This window comes from Leeuwenhoekiella marinoflava DSM 3653 (assembly GCF_900129005.1).
Lineage (GTDB): Bacteria > Bacteroidota > Bacteroidia > Flavobacteriales > Flavobacteriaceae > Leeuwenhoekiella > Leeuwenhoekiella marinoflava.
Map to the genome: position 1 here is coordinate 120,714 of NZ_FQUN01000013.1, position 21,877 is coordinate 142,590.

Annotated in this window: 13 protein-coding genes and 1 pseudogene; 2 read left to right on the forward strand and 12 right to left on the reverse strand. The window is 37.7% G+C overall.

Annotation, left to right across the window (positions count from 1 at the left end; genetic code table 11):
* Positions 1-6 precede the first annotated feature (6 nt).
* From araA to BUB91_RS13090, 12 genes are all read right to left on the reverse strand, one after another.
* Positions 7-1,518, reverse strand: a complete 1,512-nt coding sequence (gene araA / locus BUB91_RS13035) for an L-arabinose isomerase (protein ID WP_073099732.1) — start codon at positions 1,516-1,518, stop codon at positions 7-9.
* Between the two features lie 44 nt (positions 1,519-1,562).
* Entirely contained in the window at positions 1,563-3,212 is a 1,650-nt protein-coding gene (locus tag BUB91_RS13040) for a solute:sodium symporter family transporter (protein WP_073099733.1), read from the reverse strand.
* A 31-nt stretch (positions 3,213-3,243) separates the two neighbouring features.
* Entirely contained in the window at positions 3,244-3,942 is a 699-nt protein-coding gene (locus BUB91_RS13045) for an L-ribulose-5-phosphate 4-epimerase (RefSeq protein WP_073099734.1), read from the reverse strand.
* Positions 3,935-5,632 carry a ribulokinase gene (locus BUB91_RS13050; RefSeq protein WP_073099735.1) on the reverse strand — a complete coding sequence of 566 codons (1,698 nt, stop codon included), beginning with the start codon at positions 5,630-5,632 and terminating at the stop codon, positions 3,935-3,937. The genes BUB91_RS13045 and BUB91_RS13050 overlap by 8 nt, the downstream gene beginning before the upstream one ends.
* A gap of 93 nt (positions 5,633-5,725) precedes the next feature.
* Positions 5,726-7,720 carry an alpha-L-arabinofuranosidase C-terminal domain-containing protein gene (locus BUB91_RS13055; protein WP_073099736.1) on the reverse strand — a complete coding sequence of 665 codons (1,995 nt, stop codon included), beginning with the start codon at positions 7,718-7,720 and terminating at the stop codon, positions 5,726-5,728.
* A 23-nt stretch (positions 7,721-7,743) separates the two neighbouring features.
* Positions 7,744-10,110 carry a glycoside hydrolase family 127 protein gene (locus BUB91_RS13060; RefSeq protein WP_073099737.1) on the reverse strand — a complete coding sequence of 789 codons (2,367 nt, stop codon included), beginning with the start codon at positions 10,108-10,110 and terminating at the stop codon, positions 7,744-7,746.
* Between the two features lies 1 nt (position 10,111).
* Entirely contained in the window at positions 10,112-11,092 is a 981-nt protein-coding gene (locus BUB91_RS13065) for an arabinan endo-1,5-alpha-L-arabinosidase (RefSeq protein ID WP_073099738.1), read from the reverse strand.
* Between the two features lie 6 nt (positions 11,093-11,098).
* Positions 11,099-12,112, reverse strand: coding sequence for a glycoside hydrolase family 43 protein (locus BUB91_RS13070; protein ID WP_073099739.1), 1,014 nt, complete (start codon positions 12,110-12,112; stop codon positions 11,099-11,101).
* A gap of 1 nt (position 12,113) precedes the next feature.
* Positions 12,114-13,649 (reverse strand): arabinan endo-1,5-alpha-L-arabinosidase, encoded by a 1,536-nt coding sequence (locus BUB91_RS13075; protein ID WP_073099740.1) that lies wholly within the window; start codon positions 13,647-13,649, stop codon positions 12,114-12,116.
* A gap of 13 nt (positions 13,650-13,662) precedes the next feature.
* A complete protein-coding gene (locus tag BUB91_RS13080) occupies positions 13,663-15,213 on the reverse strand; it encodes an alpha-N-arabinofuranosidase (protein WP_073099741.1) in 1,551 nt (516 codons plus the stop codon).
* Positions 15,214-15,395: 182 nt separating this feature from the next.
* Complete coding sequence (locus BUB91_RS13085; RefSeq protein WP_073099742.1) at positions 15,396-16,961, reverse strand: RagB/SusD family nutrient uptake outer membrane protein; 1,566 nt, start codon at positions 16,959-16,961, stop codon at positions 15,396-15,398.
* A gap of 12 nt (positions 16,962-16,973) precedes the next feature.
* Complete coding sequence (locus BUB91_RS13090; RefSeq protein ID WP_083557947.1) at positions 16,974-20,066, reverse strand: SusC/RagA family TonB-linked outer membrane protein; 3,093 nt, start codon at positions 20,064-20,066, stop codon at positions 16,974-16,976.
* A 232-nt stretch (positions 20,067-20,298) separates the two neighbouring features.
* Here BUB91_RS13090 and BUB91_RS13095 point away from each other — a divergent pair, with 232 nt between their 5' ends.
* Both BUB91_RS13095 and BUB91_RS21645 read left to right on the forward strand, forming a co-directional pair.
* Positions 20,299-20,988: an NUDIX hydrolase gene (locus BUB91_RS13095; RefSeq protein ID WP_073099744.1), complete on the forward strand. Its 690-nt coding sequence runs from the start codon at positions 20,299-20,301 to the stop codon at positions 20,986-20,988.
* 57 nt (positions 20,989-21,045) lie between these two features.
* Positions 21,046-21,767, forward strand: a pseudogene (locus tag BUB91_RS21645) (transposase).
* Positions 21,768-21,877 lie beyond the last annotated feature (110 nt).

Sequence of the window (21,877 nt, forward strand, 5' to 3'; positions counted from 1 at the left end):
TAAAACTTACATACGGTGTTGAAAGATCTGATAATATGCCTCATTAGCATTTATCGTGTCTTTAAAAGTACGCACTCGTGTTTGATCATCTATAACTAAAAGTTCAATACCTGCGATATCGGCAAAATCTTCCATAAACTCAGTAGTTACCGCCTGACTGTAAACTGTATGGTGCGCGCCACCAGCAAGAATCCAACTGGTCGCTGCAATATCAAGATCTGGCTTACAATCCCAAAGTACACGGGCTACCGGTAAATGCGGTAAATCTGCTTCTGGCTTCACAGCTTCCACTTCGTTAACAATTAGACGAAAACGGTTACCCATATCTACTAAAGATGCATTAATCGCCGGGCCTTCTGGTGAATTAAATACCAAACGAGCAGGATCTTCTTTACCACCGATTCCTAACGGATGTACTTCACATTTAGGTTTAGCATCCGCAATAGAAGGACAAATTTCTAGCATGTGAGAACCTAAAACATAAGAACCTTGTGGCGTAAAATGATACGTATAATCCTCCATAAAAGAAGTCCCACCATCAAGACCTATTGCCATAACTTTCATCGCACGGGTTAAAGCTGCTGTTTTCCAGTCACCTTCTCCTCCAAAACCGTAACCATCTGCCATCAGGCGTTGTGTTGCAATACCCGGTAATTGTTTCAGTTCTCCAAGATTTTCAAAAGTATCTGTAAATGCACCAAAACCACCTTCTTCTAAAAAGGCTCTAAGTCCCATTTCTATCTTAGCAGCATCCACTAAAGATTGACGTTTTGCACCGCCTTCTTTTACTGAATCATCCAGTTCATATTCCTCATCATAAGTCTTTAATAAGGCATCAAGATCTTCTTGTTTGATCTCATTTATTTTTGCCACAATATCAGAAGAGTCAAAACCATTTACGGTAAAACCAAAACGCATTTGAGCTTCCACTTTATCTCCTTCGGTAACTGCTACCTCACGCATGTTATCCCCTATACGAGCTACTTTAAGATTTTGAAATTCGTTCCACCCTAAAGCTACACGCGTAAATACGCCTAGTTTTGTTTGTACGCGTTTGTCTCCCCAATGACCTACAACCACTTTGCGTTTTTTACGCATACGCGACATCATAAAACCAAATTCACGATCACCGTGGGCAGATTGATTTAAATTCATAAAATCCATATCAATCTCGCTCCAAGGGATTTCTGCATTAAATTGTGTGTGCAAATGGCAGATAGGTTTTTGAAGTAAATTCAATCCTTTAATCCACATTTTCGCCGGTGAAAATGTATGCATCCATAAAATTAATCCGATGCAATTCTTATTGGTATTAGCTTCCAGACATAAGTCTGTAATCTCATTTGGGGTTTTTACTAGATCTTTATAAACGATCTTAACCGGGATAGCTGTAGAATCGTTAATTCCTTTTGCTATTTCCTGCGAATGTGCAGCAACTTGATTAAGCGTTTCTTCGCCATATAAATGTTGGGTTCCTGTAACAAACCAAACTTCGTACTGGTCAATATTATAATTCATAGAATTTTTATAATCAATTATGTTTATTAGATGTTTTATAGTTTTTAAGAGAAAAAGGTGTAAATCGCAATTACAGCGATGCAAATAAATACTCCTGCTGGTTTAAGATATTTCCAAGGTGTGATATCAACCTGACGGGTGTATTCTTCCATATAATCTGTCTCACGTGGGAAGAATTTACTAACGCTGAATAAAATTATTAGAACTAAGCCAAAGATAATTCCCATAATGTGTAAGAAACTTGGGAAAGCTTCTTTTGCAATCTGTGCAAGTTCTGAAGCATCTGTTATGCCTCCAAGTTCTGCTGCTGCAACGGCGTTACCTGCAATTATAGGTTTGATAATATAAAGGGTTACCAAATAGGTTACAACAGCAAACACGATTGCAATATTTGCAGCTTTTCCTGAAACTCGTTTTGAGAAATAGCCCACTAGAATTATTGCTAGAATCGGTACACTAAATGATCCGTTAAGTTCTTGCAGATAGTTGAAGATACCACCTTCTACCCCGTAAAGTAAAGGAGCGATTGCCATCGAAAATACGGCTAAAAAGATTCCAAAGGTCTTACCGGCACGCACTACTTGCTTTTCGGAAGCATCATTATTGAAATACTGCTTGTATAAGTCTAAACCAAATAATGTAACCGAACTATTTAAAGCAGAGTTGAACGAACTCAAGATCGCACCAAATAAAACTGCTGCAAAGAAGCCAACAAATGCTGTAGGCAGTACTGCTTTTACAAGCATTGGATACGCCTCATCTGCATTGGCAAGATCACCGTTAAAATATTGAAAAGCAATAATCCCCGGAAGCACTACAATGATAGGTCCTAATATTTTTACAACTGCTGCAAGACACAATCCTTTTTGCCCTTCAGCAAGGTTTTTTGCTCCTAATGCTCGTTGAATAATAGCTTGATTGGTACCCCAATAATAAAAATTAACAATTAGCATCCCGGTAAATAACGTTGTCCACGGCACTGAAGAGTCAGGCCCTCCTAGAATTTCAAACTTCTCAGGAAGATTTGTGGTAAGCACGTTCATTCCTTCAATAACGCTACCATCACCTACAGCCATTAAACCGAATATAGGAATCAATAAACCTCCTATAATAAGTCCTACTGCATTTATAGAATCTGAAACAGCAACAGCTTTAAGTCCGCCAAAGATTGCATAGATAGACCCGATAATCCCAATTCCCCAAACGGTTACCCAGAGCGCAGATTCAGGCTCCATCCCCATACGTTCTGGAATATCAAACATCGTATTAATCGCTAATGCTCCTGAATAAAGTACTGTAGGCAACATCGATATCGCATACGCCATCAAAAACAGGATCGACACAATCGTTTTCGTAAGTTTTCCGTAACGTTTTTCTAGAAATTGAGGAATTGTAGAAATTCCTCCTTTTAAATATTTAGGTAATAACACAAATGCCGTAAAAACCATTGCAACAGCAGCAATAATCTCATAAGCTGCTATTAAAATCCCTTCGCTAAAACCTACCCCGTTAGTCCCTATAATTTGTTCGGTAGAAAGGTTGGTTAACAATAATGAACCTGCAATAACAGGTCCGGTTAGACTTCGTCCTCCTAAGAAATACCCGTCAGAAGTTGTTTCGTCTGTAGTACGAGACGCGAAATACGAAATAACCGCAACTAGGAGTGTAAATGCGGCAAAAGTGATTAATCCCATAATATGATAATGTAATTGATTAGTTTAAAAATTAACAGCCCTGACCGTAGTAAGCATCCTTACCGTGCTTACGCTCGTAATGTTTTTTGATAAGCGAGTCTTTGAGCCTCGGAGCATTAGGATTTATCTGAAGCGTTAATTGTGCCATGCGGGCTACTTCTTCTAAAACCTTACTGTTATAAACCGCTTTAGCAGCTGTTTCTCCCCAGGCAAACGGACCGTGATTACCCAAAAGTACCATATTTACTTCTTTATAATCTAAGCCTTTGTCTTTAAAACAGTCTAAAATCTGAATTCCTGTATTGTGCTCGTAGTTTCCGGTGATTAGATCGTCATGCATAGGCGGTGCACACGGGATATCTGCAGTTAAATGATCTGCGTGAGTCGTACCAAAGACAGGAATATCCATCTGTGCCTGAGCCCAAGCAACAGAATACGTAGCGTGCGTATGCGCGATTCCTCCTACTCCTTCCCAATGCTTATACAAATAAGCGTGGGTTTTCGTATCTGAAGAAGGACGCTTATCTCCCTCAACAATATTGTTATCATAATCTACAATAACAATATCTTCAGGTTTTAAACTTTCGTAAGGAACACCACTAGGCTTGATAGCAAATACTCCGTTTTTACGATCTACTGCACTCACATTTCCGAAGGTATAAATAACCAGACCTAAAGCGTCTAGCTCCATATTCGCTTCGTAACATTCTTCCTTTAAAGATTTATACATGCGCTTCTATGTTCTTTTTGGATTTACTAATATTTTTTTCTACAAATTGACTTAAAACTTCATAGCGCTCCATCAAACCGGCAAACTCTTCAAGATGCTCTGGTTGTGGATGATATTCTGCTTCATAATCACTTCCTAAAGTCTTACTCGCCTCAATTACGTCAGGATAAATTCCTGCTGCTACAGCTGCATAAACAGCTGCACCAAGAGCTGGTGCTTGATCTGAAGCTGCAACTTTAATAGGAACGTTGAGCGTATTAGCCAGTGATTGCATAATAAATTTAGATTTACGTGCAACACCGCCGATACCTACTACAGATTTAATTTCGATACCTTCATCTTCAAAACGGTCTAAGATCTTTTTAGAGCCGAAGCAAATCGCATTGACCAAAGCCTTAAAAATATGTGGTGCACGAGTACCCATATTGAGGTTTGTTACCGCAGCTTCTAATTCTTGATTAGCATCCGGCGTTCTTCTACCGTTAATCCAATCTAGTGCTACCGGGATGGCTTCGTTATGTGGAATCGCTTCAGCAGCATCAGATAATTTTCTAATGAAATCTGATTCGATTTCTGCTTTAAGTTTTTCTTTTTGTTCTTTGGAAAGAATATCTGAAGTAAGCACTAAGTTATCAATTGGCCAACTCAATACATCTTTAAACCAAGCCAATAAATCTCCGAAAGCAGATTGACCAGCTTCAAGACCTACTAACCCTGGAATAACCGAACCATCAACCTGACCACAAATACCCCGCACGGTTCTATCTGTAGTAACTTCTGGTGAAGACACGCTGATATCACACGTAGAAGTTCCCATTACGCGAACTAAGGTATGTTCTTCAACCTTTGCTCCTACTGCTCCAGCGTGTGCATCAAATGTTCCAACAGCGATAACGGTATCTGTGGTAAGCCCTAGCTTCTCAGCCCAGGCAGCACTCAAATTTCCTGCTATTTCGTCTGATGTATAGGTTTCTGTATATAAGTTGTCTCTAAGTTTAGCTAAATACGGATCTAATTTTCCAAGGAATTCTTCTGGTGGTAGTCCGTCCCAGCTTTCATGCCACATCGCTTTATGGCCGGCAGCACAACGACTGCGTTTGAAGTTTTCTAAAGAAATTCCTTCAAGCAACGCATAAGTCATCCAGTCGCAATGCTCCATCCAAGAATGTGCAGCTTCCTTTACTTTTTGATCTTCACGAACAACGTGTAAGATTTTTGCCCAAAACCATTCTGAAGAATAAATTCCACCTTCATATTTGGTAAAATCTTCTCCACCCCAGTTGCGAGACAGTTCATTGATTTCATTAGCTTCTGCAATGGCGGTATGATCTTTCCAGAGCACCATCATTGCATTTGGGTTTTCTTCAAAACCTTCAGTAAGTGAAAGTGGAATTCCGGCTGCATTTACCGGAATTGGTGAAGAACCTGTTGTATCTATGCAAATTCCTTTTACAGATGCAGCAGGAACGCCACTTCTAGAAACAACAGCTTTTATGGTATTCTCTAATCCTTCTAAATGATCTAAAGGATGTTGACGAAAACGATTTTCTGAAGCATCACAAAACAGACGTTCTTTCCAGCGTCTGTAATAACTTACTTCTGCCTCTATTTCTTGGCCGTTTGAAGCATCAATGAGAACTGCTCTTACAGAATCTGAACCGTAATCCAGCCCTATTACATATTCTTTCATAAACTAAAATCTTACTATCTAACAAAGCTACTATAATCTATTTTAAAAAATGTACAAACGACACTTAATATTTTTAGTGAAATTTTAGATAATTTATTTAATCGGTATTCTTATGACATTTAATGAATACGGAGAAGCTTCATACATTGCTGTAGTACCTTTTACCTTGATTTCTTCAGTAACCGGACTTATTTCTTTTTGTGATTCAAAAGAATTTTCTTGCGATAAATTCTCTTCTTTTAAGACCAAGACCTTCCCTTTTCCTTTTAGTTTTTTTCCTTTAAAATTTAAAGATACCTCCTGAGCATCGCTTGAAGTATTCACCACTTTTACAATTACTTCACCGGCTTTAGAATCTAAAGTTGCTGAAGCATAAAGTTCGTCCTGACCTACTAAATTTTTTCCATCTTGAGTTACCGAGATCAAGTCGGTTCCTTTATTAGTTGAATATAGTTTCTGAACATAATAGTTAGGTGTTCCATATGACTCCAGATTGTTAAACCATATCATATCTGGCGTCCACTGCCATCCTTCGGCATGTGCCATCAAGGGGGCATAAGAAGTAAGCTGAACCACCTCTGCATTACGCTCTAAACCGGTCATAAAAGCAGCTTCGGCTAAAGCCGTATCCCAATTATTTTTGTTATCAGGACTCGCGATTGCTACACTCTGCGCTGCATATTCACCTGCAAAAATCTTAGGTCCGTTACGGTCATAACTATCGTAACGTGTAGCATTTTCCTTAAACCACTCCGGACTTCTGTAATAATGCTCATCTATAATCTCTGCGCCTATTTCTTTCAATTCTTTCATACCGTATTCAAAATAATCTCCGTCAGGGAATGGTCCACTACCCGAAACAATAATGATATCAGGATACTTTTCAGAAATCGCTTGATTAAATACTTTGTAGCGCTCTATATATTCTGGTCCCCACTGCTCGTTACCCACTCCAATATATTTCATATTAAAAGGCTCCGGATGTCCCATATCTGCACGCACTTTACCCCAAGGTGTATCTGTGCTTCCATTTGCAAACTCGATAAGATCTAACGCATCCTGTACATACGGCTCCAATTCATCCATAGGCACTAATTCTCCTGTATTGAACTGACACGCAATACCACAACTTAAAATAGGCAATGGCTCTGCTCCCATATCTTCAGATAATTGAAAATACTCAAAGAACCCTAAACCAAAAGATTGATAATAATCAGGAGTTAAGCGATGATCAAACTCCGTATTCCAACGGTTTACCAAACTCGGGCGCTCTTCTACAGGACCTACTGTTTTTTTCCATTGATAGCGTCGTGCCAGTGTACGACCTTCAACAATACAACCACCAGGAAACCTTAAAAATCCGGGATCTAAATCGTTTAAAAGTTGTACTAAATCTTTACGTAAACCATTTTCACGACCATTCCAGGTATCGGTTGGGAAAAGAGAAACCATATCCAAACCTAATTCTCCTGTTCCATCAAAAGTCAATTTTAAAGAACCTTTCATCACGGTTTTATTCGGAACAATTTCAACCGTATAGTTTTTCCATTCTGAACCAGAAACCGGCACCGAAACCTCAGCGATGGTATTGCCTTCTTCGTCTAATAAAAATGCATTTACTGCGGAAATAGCACCTTCCATCTGTTTAGCATCAAAGGTAAAACGGTACGTATTCCCTTCTTTGATTCCCATCCCACGGAAACCTTCATTATGCAACTCATAACCTCCTGCATTTTTAACCTGAACACGAATGAAGTTTAAATTACCTTCCCCTTCAAAATATTTAACCGGCATCGCAAAGCCAGATTCATTATTATAGGAATGTCGATCACTATTAGGTTGCGACCAACCCATCATAGGGATTGTAAATTCAAAAGAGCGGTTTTTGATCAGTTCAGCATACAAACCACCGTCTGCAGCAAAGTTAATATCTTCAAAGAAAATACCATACATCGTGGGCTGAATGGGCGCGATGGTCTTGCTCATATCTACCATTAGCTCTTGCTGGCTAAACGCAGTAGGACTTCCGAATAACGCGGAAGCCAAGACTGCCATTAAGCCTGTCTTTTTTAGTGTTTGTGATATCATTATGTAAGTGTGTTTGTTGTCTCTTATTTTTTTGTCTTAGTTGTATTAATCAAGCGAACGCCATAAACACCGGCAGTTGAAGAACCTTCTTCAGCCTCAAAACGTACTGTTAATATCTCGTTATCTACAACCAATTTCTTCGGTAATTGATAATCTACTTCAAAGAACTTAGCGCCTTCAGCTCCCATTAATTTAGGGTTTGCGATGACTTCCCCATTTACTAAAATCTTAAAATTACGATTGGCGTCTTTACCAAAATAGGTCACCCGCAAAGCTTGAGCTTTTGCTTCTTTATTTTTGAGATCATAACTAAACCAACCCGTTGCATCGCGCCAATGTCTGTTTTGATTCAGACCGCTGTTTGATTTTTCAGATTGGATACCGTGATCCGATTCAGGTTGTTGCTCACCGGGAGCAACAAAATCTAAAGTTATTGAACGTAAATACGCTTCTGCTTCTTGTTTCTCTTTCAATTCGCGTTGCATTTCGGCTAAACCTTCAGGGGTTTCTTTTTCGAAATAAATAGAGTAACGCTTCTCGTGAATTTTGTAAAAAGGCTGAAGTACCAAATCTTTATATTCTGAAGGATAAAATAACTCTGAAGCAGTAAATTCTAATGCTTTCCCGGGAACAGACTTTATCTTATCTAAAACTGATTCTCCCTCTTCTGAAACAAACATAGGCGCTTCATTAAGCGGTAAAAACGGACCGTCTGCAATATGTCCTCCACGACTGTCGTCTGCAAAAAGACCATCCTGATCTTCATCGCCTGTAACTGCTGCCAGAACTATAGGACCGTATTTGATAGAAATATAACCCGATTCATCCGGAATTTCTTCCAGACTTAAATGCATAGGCACTTCCAGCTTTACGCGATCTCCGTTTTTCCATTTTCGCGAAAGCGGAATATAAGAACCGGGAGTTGCTGCAATTTGCTGAAGCTTTCCGTTAACGTAAAGTTTCAACGTACCAGCTTTGACCCATTGCGGGTAACGCAACATCAAAGTTGCCTTTGTTTTCTTTTTACTGTTCCAGATCAGTTCGGTTGCAGCTTCTTCCGGAAAATTGGTGTCCTGAGTCAAAGTTGCATTTTGCGTTTCCCAGTTCACTTCTGAAGGAATAAAGAGATTCACATAAAGTTTATCATCTTTTTTCGCATAAATAAGTTCGTTGTACTTCGTATGGTTTTCCATCCCAGAGCCTACGCAACACCAAAAACTGGTCTCCGGCTGCGAATAAACACGGTAATGACCGGGTCTGATTGGTGTAAAATATACAAAGCCACCATCAGGATTTTGAGAAGACAAAATGTGGTTGAAAAGTCCACGCTCGTAAAAATCAACATAAGCTTCATTCGCAGAATCTTCAAAAAGCATTTTACTCAATTTGAGCATATTGTAAGTATTACAACTCTCAGGACCTTGCTCACTATTCAATACAGCAGAAAAATCAGCTATGGGATTAAAATGCTCCCGAACGCTATTACCGCCAATGCTTATTGAGCGCTTTGTGGTCACATTCTCAAAAAAGTTAACAGCAGCCTTTTTATAGTCTTTTGCTTCTTCCAACTGACTGATGCGTTCAAAACCTATAAATTTTGGTATTTGCGTATTGGCATGCATTCCGGTCAAAATATCCTGATTTGCAGCTAAAGGTTCTAATACGCTAAGCTGCGAAAAGTCTTCAGCTAATTTTAAGTATTTCTTGTCACCGGTAATCGCGTAAACATCTGCAAAAGTCTCGTTCAGTCCGCCGTGTTCTGAGCGCAACATATCCTGAATTTGCTCCTGACTCAACCCGGACGTGATATCCAGAAACCAGTCGGTTAACTCAATCAGCATTTCCTTTGCTAGTGGAATTTCAGCGTGAACCCAAGCATCTTTGAGTCCGGCAAAAGTCTTATGAATGTTGTACAACGGCACCCATTTATCGTTTAAACTGAAGCTTCCGGCATGTATTGTTCCGGCTTTAATTTCAGCCCACAGCGCATCGCTTCCCGGTACACCTCCTATGTAACCATTTCCATTTGCTTTTTGAACTTTATCAAGTTCAGATAAAGTATAATCTAAAAGTTCTTTTGCCTTTAAATCACCGGTTGAAGCATAATACATCGATAACGCGGAAAGATAATGCCCCGCAGTATGCCCATCAAGCCCTGTATTTTCCCAATTGGTATAAGATTCTGCTTTAGGCTCTAAACCAGCCTCTCGTAAAAAAGGAGACAATAGACGATCTGGTTCTAGCTGCGATATATATTTAAAATCGGTTAAAGCAGCTTCCTTGAAAACTCCGGAATTCACCGAAACCTCATTCAAAGGAAATAAATTCACCTGCTCTTGAGCTACAGCACAAGAACTGAAAGCAAACAAAAAAACAATTAAATTTCTCATATTATTCTAGTATGTTATTTTTTAAACTTGGCCAGCCCTCTTCATCCCATGTCAACTCAGAAATCTTAAGTTTTGGAGCTCCATTTTGATTAGCATCATATGCGTGAAAAATGATATAATCCTTATCATCAAAAGTATATGTACTATTATGTCCCGCACCATACCAATTTTCATTTCCTTCAATAATCAAGGTTCCACCACCATTGTTCAAAGCAACACCATCTTTATCTACATAAGGACCAACAGCATTTTTAGAACGTCCCACAACAACTTTATAAGTGCTGTTTTCTCCACGACAACATAGATCCCAAGATAAAAACTGATAATACCACCCGTTCTTTTTAAAGATAAAAGGAGCTTCTAAAGCAGCATCTCCCGGATTAGAATCTGCCAAATCAAAAGAACGTTCTCTTCTTGCGATAGTGTGCCATTCTTGCGGCTCTGCAATAGTTTTTAAATCTTCTGAAAGTTTAACCATTTTCAAACCTCCCCAAAAAGAACCGAATGATAAATAGGGTGCATTGTTATCGTCAAAAACTAAATTAGGATCGATTGCATTCCATAAATCGCGGTTAGGAACAGACTGAATCACGATTCCCTGATCTTCCCATTTATAATTAGGATCATCAGCATCTAGAGTTGTATTTACAGTTAAACCAATTGCCGAAGTATTTTTTGCAAATGCGGAAACTGAATAATACAGGTAGTATTTTCCGTCATGAAAAGTTATATCCGGAGCCCAAATATGATTATTGAAATCTGCTGCTACATCATCTGCCCAAACCGGTTCTTCTGTAAAAACCTGTGGCTTTCGCTCCCAGTTTTTTAAGTCCGGTGAACTGAATACCGAAATTCCTCTACCGGTACAAAAAAGATAATAGGTATCTCCCTGCTTAATAGCCACCGGATCGTGAACCATAATATCTTGTGCTGCAAGAGTCCCCGTAAGCAAGCATAATATAAAAATGAATATATATTTCATAACTATTTATTTCTCAGGTTGAATTCCTTCTGAAGTCATCACAATTCGTTTGATGGTTCCATCTTCATTATAATACAAACGGTCTACACAAACCGAACGGTGAAAGCTGCTCCCGTGTGTTGGTATGCTTCCGTTATGATACACGAAATACCATTTATCTTCAAATTCTATAATAGATTGATGGTTAGTATTAGAGTTTCCTGCAACTTCATTCAGCAAGCCTTTGTATTCCCAAGGACCAGTTATCGACTTTGACATAGCATAAGCCGTTTTCTCCGGAAAATCATAGGCGTATGATAAATAATACCAATCGCCACGCTTGTGAATATAAGGCGCTTCCGTAAATTTAGGAAGGTCAACAGTCTGAATAGGACCATCCATCTCAATCATATTATCTTTTAACTTCACGTACTTACAAACCTGATTTCCCCAGTATAAATAAGGTGTTCCATCATCATCTATAAAAACAGTAGGGTCAATATCATCCCAGCTAATCTTAGTCTGTGTGGTCATATCGTTTGTGATAAGCGCTTTACCTATAGCGTCTTTCCAAGGACCTTCAGGACTCTCTGCTACTGCAACTCCAATAGCCTTACCGGGCTTTGCTTCGTTATGCTCAACCGTTACAAACCAATAGAATTTTCCATCTTTTTCTACTACCTCTGCAGCCCAGGCAGAATGAATTGCCCAGTCAAAATCAGTAGGTTTTAAGGGTACTGGATGTTCTTTCCAGTTTACCATGTCATCAGATGAATAGAGCAACCACTCATTCATAATATAACGCTCCTCATTATCTGGAGCCTGATCGTGACCGGCATAAATATAAACGCGACCGTCGTGTACAAGCGCTGCAGGATCTGCAGTATATTTGTCTTTTACAATTGGGTTATTATAAGAGGCTTCAAGATTTTCAAAAAGCGTTTGACCACGTTCTACATCTACTTCAACTTGTTGTGCATTTGTTTTGCAACTCGCCATAAGTATAGCTGTAGCTATAATTGTATAAAAATGTTTTTTCATCTTAATTTATTTTTTTGCCCCAGATAGCAGTTCCTTCATTATTTAATCCTGAAAAAAGAATTGTTGATTCTATTTTATTCTCCCAGTCTCTACCACGTTCTACGTGAAGCTTATCTATAAATGCTCCATCACCAAAATTAAGCGTGAGCCAAGGGGAATCATAGAACCATACATCGTTTGCATTATCATTTATGCTTCCGTCTGTCTTCAATTCTAAATCTATTGAATTTTGAAAATCTGGAAACCTTTGTTCATCAGCATATCCCGGTGTCACGGAATATCCCAAAATAATTTGCTCATAATTTCCGACTAAATCAGCGGAAGTAATTTCGGTCTTGTCAACAGCAGCATAACGTTCCGGAGAAACAATAGGCCAACCATCTTGCGTCCAATGAATTTTTCTTATATGTAGAACCATATAAAAACTATTCTCACCCGGTCTCCCTTGATGCGCCATAAAATATTGCCCACTATCATCTTTAAAAATGCCGGGATGTGAAACTCCTTGCCAGCCAGAATGCCCATCAAAGCGATATGGCGCTAGAATCATTGGCCCATTATCAACTTCGGTATTAATGTCAAGTCCGTTATAATCGTAATACGGTCCGTTAGGATTATCGCTACGACCTACGCGTACATTGTATTTAGTTTGTAACCAATCATAAGCAATAAACATATAATACTTTCCTTGCTGCTCGTTATAAATAACTTCTGGACCTTCAATATTTCCGTTTACTATACCATTTGTAAACGCTCTTTGCGCTACTCGGGTTCCTTTATCTCCAGAGTTTGCAGCAAGCCCTGTGGAAGGATCTAACTTCAACTGATAAATACCGTCATAAGCAGAACCGTAATAAAACCAATGCTCACCAGCAGGTGTCACCACAACTGAAGGGTCTATAGCATTAGTTTGCAAAGGACCACCGGGCTCTGATGTAACTACCAGATCCTTCTCTATCCATGGACCTTCGGGACTATCTGAAGTCGCTAAACCCATAACACTCAATCTTCCCGTAGGAGAAGATAGCGAATAGTATAAGCGAAATTCATTATCCACTTGCATCACATAAGGAGCCCAAAGTGACTGAAAAGGTTGTGCTCCTTTGTTCTTTATAAAAGCTGCTCCCTTTGCCGGAAGACCATCAAAAGCCCAGCCTATCCATTCCCAATTTATAAGATCTTCAGACTTACGCATTTGAATACCGGGACGTACCTCTGAACCAAAAGAAACATCGGTATTGTAGCAATAATAGGTCGCTCCTACTTTTATAACCGACGGGTCATGCACATTATAAGGCCCCCAGTTTGCAACATTAGCGATACCTGCAACATCTGCGTAGGTATCATTAATATTATCTACTGTATAGAACTTAGAAGCTACCGGAATTTCAGGCTCTTCAGGTGTTTCTGGAGTTTCTGGAGTTTCTGTTTCCTCTCTGGTCTCTTCTGTAGGTGAATCTGAAGAACAAGCTGCCAGAGTTAGCATTACAAAAACAGCAAATGCTCTAAAAAGTATATTTAGTTTTTCATTTTTCATAGCAGCTAAGGTTTTAGTTGCCTTCTAATACCACAACTGAAAATGCTGGTAAAGTAATCTCTAGGGTTCCTTTTTTAAATTTGAAATCCTTGAAGATTGAAGGCTGAATGGCTTCTGGCTCATCAAAAGAATTGTGGTCTTGTAACTTGTCTGAAGCTAAAATGGTCGCTTTAAAGTCTTTCAGTTTCAATTCATTCAAATCGATACTTACTGTGTTTTCTTTATGTGCATCAATGTTCACTAAAGAAATATGAATATTACCTTCTGCATCTTTAGAAGCCGAAGCTGATATTGCAGGTAACTTATCACCGTTGTACTCATAATCTGGAGTATCTAATTCTATTGGTATCAACTGTGCGTCCTGATGCACGGTGTACATTTTAAGAATGTGATAGGTAGGAGTCAAAATCATTTGTTTCCCTTTTGTAAGCGCTACTGCTTGCAAAACGTTTACAGTCTGGGCAAGGTTTGCCATTTTAACACGATCACTGTGATTGTGAAAAATGTTCAATGTCGTACCAGCGATCATGGCATCACGCATGGTGTTTTGCTGGTACAAAAATCCGGGATTGGTACCTTCTTGTACTTCATACCATCCGCCCCACTCGTCAACAACAAGATCTACTTCTTTATTCTTGTCGTATTTATCCATAATTGCAACGTGTTTAGTGATCAACTCATCCATAAACAACGATGACTTCATAGTAGTAAAATAATGATCCTCAGTAAAATTAACATCAGGCCCTTTCTTATTCCAATCAATTACCGAATAGTGGTGTAAAGCCACACCATCTAACAAGCTTTTTGGAATGTTTTTCATCAACACTTCTGTCCAGTTATAATCTGCGCTATTAGCTCCTGAAGCAATTCGGTATAAACCTGCTTCATTGTTCCAAGATCCCATAAATGTTGCATATTGGCGGTATAGATTAGCGTAAAATTCGGGCGTCATATTTCCACCGCAGCCCCACATTTCATTACCCACACCCCAATAGGTTACTCCCCAAGATTTTTCACGCCCATTCTCTTTACGCAAATCAGCCATAGGACTTGTACCGTCGTGATTCACATATTGAACCCAGTCAGACAATTCTTTAACAGTACCACTACCTACATTTCCTGCCAAGTAAGGCTCTGTACCTAAAGCCTCACATAAGTTCAAAAAGTTGTGTGTCCCAAAACTGTTATCTTCAGTAACACCACCCCACCAAGTATTAACAATAGTAGGTCTGTCTTCTTGTGGACCTATACCATCTTTCCAATGATAGGTATCTGCAAAGCAGCCTCCCGGCCAGCGAAGATTAGGAATCTTAAGCGCTTTTAAAGCTTCGATCAAATCATTACGAACTCCGTCTGTATTAGGAATATCGCTGTCTTCACCTACATAGAATCCGTCATAAATTGAACGGCCTAAATGTTCTGCAAAATGACCATAAATATGGCGGCTAATTGTGGGGGCATCTTCAGAAGGTTTAACCTTGATTGTTGCATCTTGAGCATTCAATATGGAGACACAGCAAAATGCCACTATGAATGCACCTATAATTTGTAGTTTGTTTGTCATCTGTAAATTATTTGGTGTTTAGATTATTATTGAAAATGAGATTGGGGAACATTTTAAAAAGCTCCCCAATTCTCTTATTTTAAAAATAGTTAGTTATAAAGAATATAAGTACAAATATGATTTGTTAAAGAATCTAATTCTTTATTAAAAATCCGTGTACTTATATTTTTTGATTTAAACATTTAATTTGCTGAATTTGGCAATAAGTTTGGATTGACGTCTAATTCTGTCTGAGGAATAGGTAAATATTCTTTACCGGCAGTCCACGAGTTAAAATCTACATCATGAGATTGTAATTCAGAAAGTTTTGCTGAATCATACAACCAACCCCATCTTATGATATCGTGTATACGTATACCTTCAATTGCTAATTCTAATGCACGTTCATGAGCGATTTGATCACGCATTTCTTGTTGAGACATCCCGGGCTTAGTTACTGCAAGATCAGGCAAGTTAGCACGATCACGTACTTCTTGAATATAATCATATGAATCTTGTGTACGTCCCGTTTCATTTAAAGCTTCAGCATACATTAAAAGTACGTCTGCGTAACGCATTAAACGGTAATTAATATCTGACAACTCAACACTACCTTGACTTTCCGTTGCAAATCCGAAACCATCATGGGTGTACTTTCTAGGGTAAATTGCATCTTCAGCATGCGGCCAAGGGATGCTATCATAAACGGTCGTTGAGTTTGCTTCTGGTTCCAATGAGGCTAAAGAAACTAATAGTCTAGGATCTATACCTCCATCAACAGTTTCTTCTTCTTTATATTCATTATAAATCCACCGTGTTGGTAAAAAATCAGAATATCCATATCCATCCATAGCATATGTATGTCCTATAGAAGAAACCTGCATCCAAGCAGATGTAGGCTCACCTCCATAATTTTTAACTGTACCACCTACCTGATCTGGAGTTGCAAATTGAACTTCAAATAAAGACTCTGAATTATTCTCTGTAAATGGCCCAAAATTATCTTGATAATTATCTGTAAGACTATAAATATTTAGTTCTGGTCCTAAAATCAGTTTTTCAAATTCAGTAGCAGCAAGTCCCCACTGCTCTGTATATAAATATGATTTACCTAAGAAACCTGTAGCAGCTCCTTTTGTTGCTCTTCCTATTTGACCTTGGTCTAAACCAGAAACATTAGCAAATGTGATAGGCAACATACTTTGAGCCATCTTAAAGTCTGAAATCACTTGAGCCCATAACTCCTCTTCACTTGCTGAAGCCGGATAATATTCCTCTTCATTTTCTGGCACAGTTGTTACTAATGGAGCTGTTTGAAAGTTTGTCACCAAGTTAAAATAAGCCAATCCTCTCAGAAAGTGCGCTTGCCCTAAGCTACGTTGTCTTAATCCTTCATCCATATCGATATCTGGGACACGGGTTAAAACCTGATTTGCTCTAAATATTTGTTGATAATATGCAGTCCACATCCAATTTACTGGACCTGAAGTTGGTAAAATCGTAAAATTTGCAACCTGAATTAAATCTAACCAAGGACTATCCCCTGTAAAATCATCTCCGCGACCATCTGTTAATGCTGGAGTCATACGCATATAATAGCCATCTATCAACAAACTATTATAAGTAGCATTCACACCTTCTATAGCTTGTTCTGGTGTTAACCAAAAAGCATCTGTAGTTTGACTATTTGGGTTTTCAAGATTAAGTTCATCATCACAACTAGATAATCCCAGAAGAATAATTCCTATATATAAATATTTAAATTTCATGTGTTTTAATTTTTAAAATGATAATTCAACTCCTAATAAGAAAGTTCTTGGTCTTGGATAAGTACCATTATCAAAGCCTGGTTCAAATACTCCTGAAGCAAAATCAGGATTAAAACCTTTGTAAGCTTGAAAAGTATGCAGGTTTTGAACCGTACCATAAATACGTGTCGAATCAAAGAAATCAGAGAAATTCTGAACAGGAATAGTATATCCTATAGAAACCGTATTGATTCTTAAATAATCTCCCTTTTGTAACCAACCCGGTCTGTTAGAGTCTCTAGCATTTCCATTAGGATCATTTGCTACTACCCTAGGGATATTTGTATCAGTATTTGTTGGTGTCCACCTGTTTAATATATCTTCATGAGAATTTATATAATCTGTAGACCACATTAAGCTTCTATACAAGCTACTATTGATATAATATCCTGCCGCTCCAGAAGCAAAAACTGTAAAATCAAAGTTTTTATATTGTGCAGTAAAGTTTAGACCGTAAGTCAAACTAGGTATAGCACTACCTAAAAATTTACGATCTTCCTGACCTATTACTCCATCTCCATTTAAATCTTGAAATTTCACATCTCCAGGAGCTGTAAGAGCACTTTGAAATGCGTGGTCTGCTATCTCATCTTGAGATTGAAAAATACCTTCATAAACATAACCAAAATGTTGTCCTATCTCACTACCTACTTGAGTTTTAGAACCCACTCCGTATATAGGCTCATTGTTTCCACCTAGAGCCAACACCTTGTTTTTAACTGTACTTGCATTTGCTGAAACATCAAAAGTAAAAGCTCGCGTAGGGTCTGAATGATATGTCACTTCAAAATCAAAACCAGAATTTCTAAGACTACCTGCATTAACTACAGGAGCTGTATTTATAGAGCCTACAGAAGCCGGGATAGGCACTCCTACAAGGACATCTGTTGTTTCCTTATTATAATATTCTGCAGTAAAATCTAATGCTCCCTTAAAAAAACTTAAATCAGCTCCTATGTTCAAAGATGTTGTGGTCTCCCACTTTATATCTTCAGAAACAATACTGGTTTGAAGACCACCAGTCACTTTATTTCCTCCAAAATTATATGGAATATTACGGTTAATTGTTGGCTGATACAAATAATCACCAATGTTCTGATTACCTAACTGACCGTAACTTGCTCTAAGTTTAAAATTACTAACAACATCTTTAGCTCTATCAAAGAAATCTTCATTGGAAACTCTCCAACCCAGCGCTAAAGAAGGAAATGTCCCATACTTATTTGCAGGAGCAAAACGAGAAGAACCATCTCTACGTACAGTCGCAGTAATTAAATAACGATCATCAAAATTGTAGTTTAACCTTCCGAATAATGATGCTAGGGAACTGTAAACTTCATTACCTCCTACAGTCTGATTATTACCATTTGCCAATATAGGATAATAAGGTTTCGGAAGATTTTCTGAATGAGCAGTACGAATAATAGCTGAGTTTTTTTGATATGTCTGACCTAGAAGAACATCAAATGTGTGTTTACCAAATGTACCATTATAGTTTAAAGTATTTTCTATAAGACTCACTGTATATTGACGCGAATTATCATCTAATAATGACCTCCCTGAATTGAAAAAATATCCCATTTCAAATTCTGGAACAAAAGAAAAATCACGAGCAACAGTTTTATCATAACTCATATTTAGCTTATAGGTAAGCTTATGATTATCTGTATCAATAAGCTTTACTTCTGGATTAATTATCGCAAAAGTTCTATCTACTTCTACTGTATTTGTAAACAAACTATTAATACCTGGAACGTTCAGAACTATAGCTTGATGAATTTGAGAACTGGTTCCTGCGTATCCTCCTTCATTATTCTCATCAAAAACTCCTAAAGTAGGTATGGATATTATCAAGTCATTTATTAAAGGTGGTCTTCCTCCTGACAAGATATCTCCTCTAAATGTAAGCGAATTTTCAAATGAATGTGAGTAATATATAGATGGAGAAATTTTAAAAATTCCTTTTTCCATTACTGTATTTATTCTACCAGAATAGCGCTCATAAGACGGACCATTACCCACAAACACGCCTTCATTCTTAAAGTAATCTACAGATGCATTGTATGTTATATTTTCGCCACCTCCAGAAAAATTAAAATTATGATTCTGACGAGTTCCACTTTTTAAACCTACGTCTTGCCAATCTGTATTAATATTATCTACAAATAAATCTGAATTGGGATCGTTACCTAGAATTAATGGAAGACCTGCATTTGTGCGCTTCTCATTTACAATCATTTGATAATCTTCTCTACCTAAAACAGGGATATTTTGAGCAACCTCATCTATACCATAATAACCGCTATATTCAATTTTAAGAGGACTGCTTTTCTTACCCTTTTTGGTTGTGATGATCACCACCCCATTTGCCGCTCGAGAACCATAAATAGCACCTGCAGAGGCATCTTTTAATACTTGTATACTCTGTATATCATTTGGATTGAAATCACGAATTGATGTACCTACTGGCACCCCATCTACTATATACAGAGGTTGGTTATCTCCAAAAGTAGCTACCCCTCTAATTCTAACATTAGGCGCAGCTCCTGGTTGACCTCCCGAAGTAACAGTCACACCAGCTGAACGGCCTTGAAGCAGCTGAGAAACATCACTATTTGAGACTTTCTGAGCCTCGCTAGCGTCTATTATAGCAATAGATCCTGTTAAGTCAGATTTTTTCTGGGTTCCATAACCTACAACGACGATCTCATCTAAAGCCGCTGTTGCCTCTTCTAAAGTAACAGACAAAATGTTTTGTGGACCCACAACAACCTCTTGCTCTTGAAAACCTAAGTAGGTAAAGATTAATATATCGTTTGCGTTAGCTTCAATTGAAAAGTTTCCATCAAAATCAGTAACAGCTCCAGTATTTGTTCCTTTTACAAGAACGTTTACACCAGGAATGGGCATATTACCATCTGATGAAACAACGGTTCCGGTAATGGTTTTAATTTCTTGAGCCTCTGAACTCAAAAAAGGTACTAACATAAATGCGAGAAGAAACAGTCCTTTTTTAAAGACATTTTCAAGAACGCAAATACAATCGAATAGTTTGTTTTGCTTCATGTTGTAATTATTTAAACATTAATTATAAGTGTGTATTTTACATTTCCAAATGTATGCAAACATTTCAGAATTAAAAAAATATATTTTAAGAAAATTTTAATTTTTATAGCTCATTTATCAATAATTCGCAATTCGATACCGATATTAATGACTGTATCAATAACATTTATTTTATTTTTGGTGAGTTCCTTAGCTATATTCTATATTTTAGCTCTTTACTAATTATACTATTATGCTTAATAATTACAATGCCGAAGACAAAGTGCTTCTTGCGGTAGATTGTATCATTTTTGGATTTGATCAAGAAGACCTCAAAATTCTTTTAATTAAGCGAGATTTTGAACCTGAAAAGGGCAAATGGTCTCTTATAGGTGGGTTTTTAAAAATGACTGAAACTTTAGACGACGCTGCAAATCGTATTCTTTATCATCTTACGGGTTTTGATAAGATTTACATGGAGCAGCTTTACAATTTCAGTAAAATAGATAGAGATCCTGCAGAACGTACACTATCGGTTGCTTACTATGCTTTGATTAATATTGAAGATCACGACGAGAAACTTATAGAACAGTATTCTGCAAAATGGTTTAGCATAGATGAAGCGCCTTCACTAATATTTGACCACAACCAGATGGTTCAAAAGGCCATCTTAAGATTACGTCGTAGAGCTATTTCAAAACCTATAGGTTTTGAGTTACTTCCTGAAAAGTTTACTATGCGTCAATTACAAAAACTTTATGAGTCTATTTTAGACGAAGAATTAGACAAGCGTAATTTTATTAATAAAATAAATGCTCTGGATATTCTTGTAAAACTTGAAGAAAAAGATATGACCTCTTCTAGAAAAGGTTCCTACCTCTACCAGTTTGATAAAGAAAAATATGACCGAAACGTAGAAGACGGTATTACGTTTAAAATATAATTGTATATCCATAAATACTCCTATATAGTGGAAGATTTCCTGTATTTAGATAAATGAATTAGCTTAAATGGATATTTTCATTTGGGGTTAACTATTATTGACGAAAAGAGCTGTCGCTTACATTTTAAAGAGCAGTAAGACAAAGAGGGTTTACTATGCAATCGATGCAGATCTACCCAGCATTATTGGCTTGAAAATAAATAGAGTTATCAGTGTAAGCCTTGTGAGACAAGGATTTTTTTCGTAGTGGTACTATTTTGGAGAGTTCCAAGTTCTTGTTTATGATCTGGTACAAAATCATTTTTCTTTTAGCCTCTACTAAAAAGGGATTTTCCAGTAAGAAGATCCAGCAACAAATTGGTCTTAAGCCTTATGAGCCGGTCTGAACGATGGTTCATAAACTTAGAAAAGTCGGTCGTGGCAGCAAGACAACATCCAATGTTATGCTAATGGTCGAAAACACCGTTTTGGAAGACATCCATAGCAGTTAAATAGATAGACAATGCAAGTATTTTAAGGCAAAAGTACTTCCTATCTAGATATCCCAGACTATATAGAACTGAAAATCAAATGAGACAACTACCAAAGAAACACTTAAATGGGCACACATTACCATTAGTAATACAAAACGGAACTTCGCCTGAACCTAACATAAAATCAAGAAAAAATATCTATACTTATACCTTAATGAGTTCGTTTATAATTTAAATAGAAGGTTTTTTAGATACAAAATATTTGACAGGTTAGTGATAGCAAGCATTACAGAAAGTGGGTATTAAACAAGTATAAAACAAATGAACTTAGTTTTTTAAAAGACAAAATCGGTGCATATAAAAATCGTTGACGTTTTCAAGCTCTGAAAACGCTATGAAAATAAGAATTCAGATAG

Bases quoted from the DNA above. Each gene is read 5' to 3' on its own strand.
- araA (WP_073099732.1), bottom strand. From the start codon at position 1,518: ATGAATTATAATATTGACCAGTACGAAGTTTGGTTTGTTACAGGAACC.
- BUB91_RS13040 (WP_073099733.1), bottom strand. From the start codon at position 3,212: ATGGGATTAATCACTTTTGCCGCATTTACACTCCTAGTTGCGGTTATT.
- BUB91_RS13045 (WP_073099734.1), bottom strand. From the start codon at position 3,942: ATGTATAAATCTTTAAAGGAAGAATGTTACGAAGCGAATATGGAGCTA.
- BUB91_RS13050 (WP_073099735.1), bottom strand. From the start codon at position 5,632: ATGAAAGAATATGTAATAGGGCTGGATTACGGTTCAGATTCTGTAAGA.
- BUB91_RS13055 (WP_073099736.1), bottom strand. From the start codon at position 7,720: ATGATATCACAAACACTAAAAAAGACAGGCTTAATGGCAGTCTTGGCT.
- BUB91_RS13060 (WP_073099737.1), bottom strand. From the start codon at position 10,110: ATGAGAAATTTAATTGTTTTTTTGTTTGCTTTCAGTTCTTGTGCTGTA.
- BUB91_RS13065 (WP_073099738.1), bottom strand. From the start codon at position 11,092: ATGAAATATATATTCATTTTTATATTATGCTTGCTTACGGGGACTCTT.
- BUB91_RS13070 (WP_073099739.1), bottom strand. From the start codon at position 12,112: ATGAAAAAACATTTTTATACAATTATAGCTACAGCTATACTTATGGCG.
- BUB91_RS13075 (WP_073099740.1), bottom strand. From the start codon at position 13,649: ATGAAAAATGAAAAACTAAATATACTTTTTAGAGCATTTGCTGTTTTT.
- BUB91_RS13080 (WP_073099741.1), bottom strand. From the start codon at position 15,213: ATGACAAACAAACTACAAATTATAGGTGCATTCATAGTGGCATTTTGC.
- BUB91_RS13085 (WP_073099742.1), bottom strand. From the start codon at position 16,961: ATGAAATTTAAATATTTATATATAGGAATTATTCTTCTGGGATTATCT.
- BUB91_RS13090 (WP_083557947.1), bottom strand. From the start codon at position 20,066: ATGAAGCAAAACAAACTATTCGATTGTATTTGCGTTCTTGAAAATGTC.
- BUB91_RS13095 (WP_073099744.1), top strand. From the start codon at position 20,299: ATGCTTAATAATTACAATGCCGAAGACAAAGTGCTTCTTGCGGTAGAT.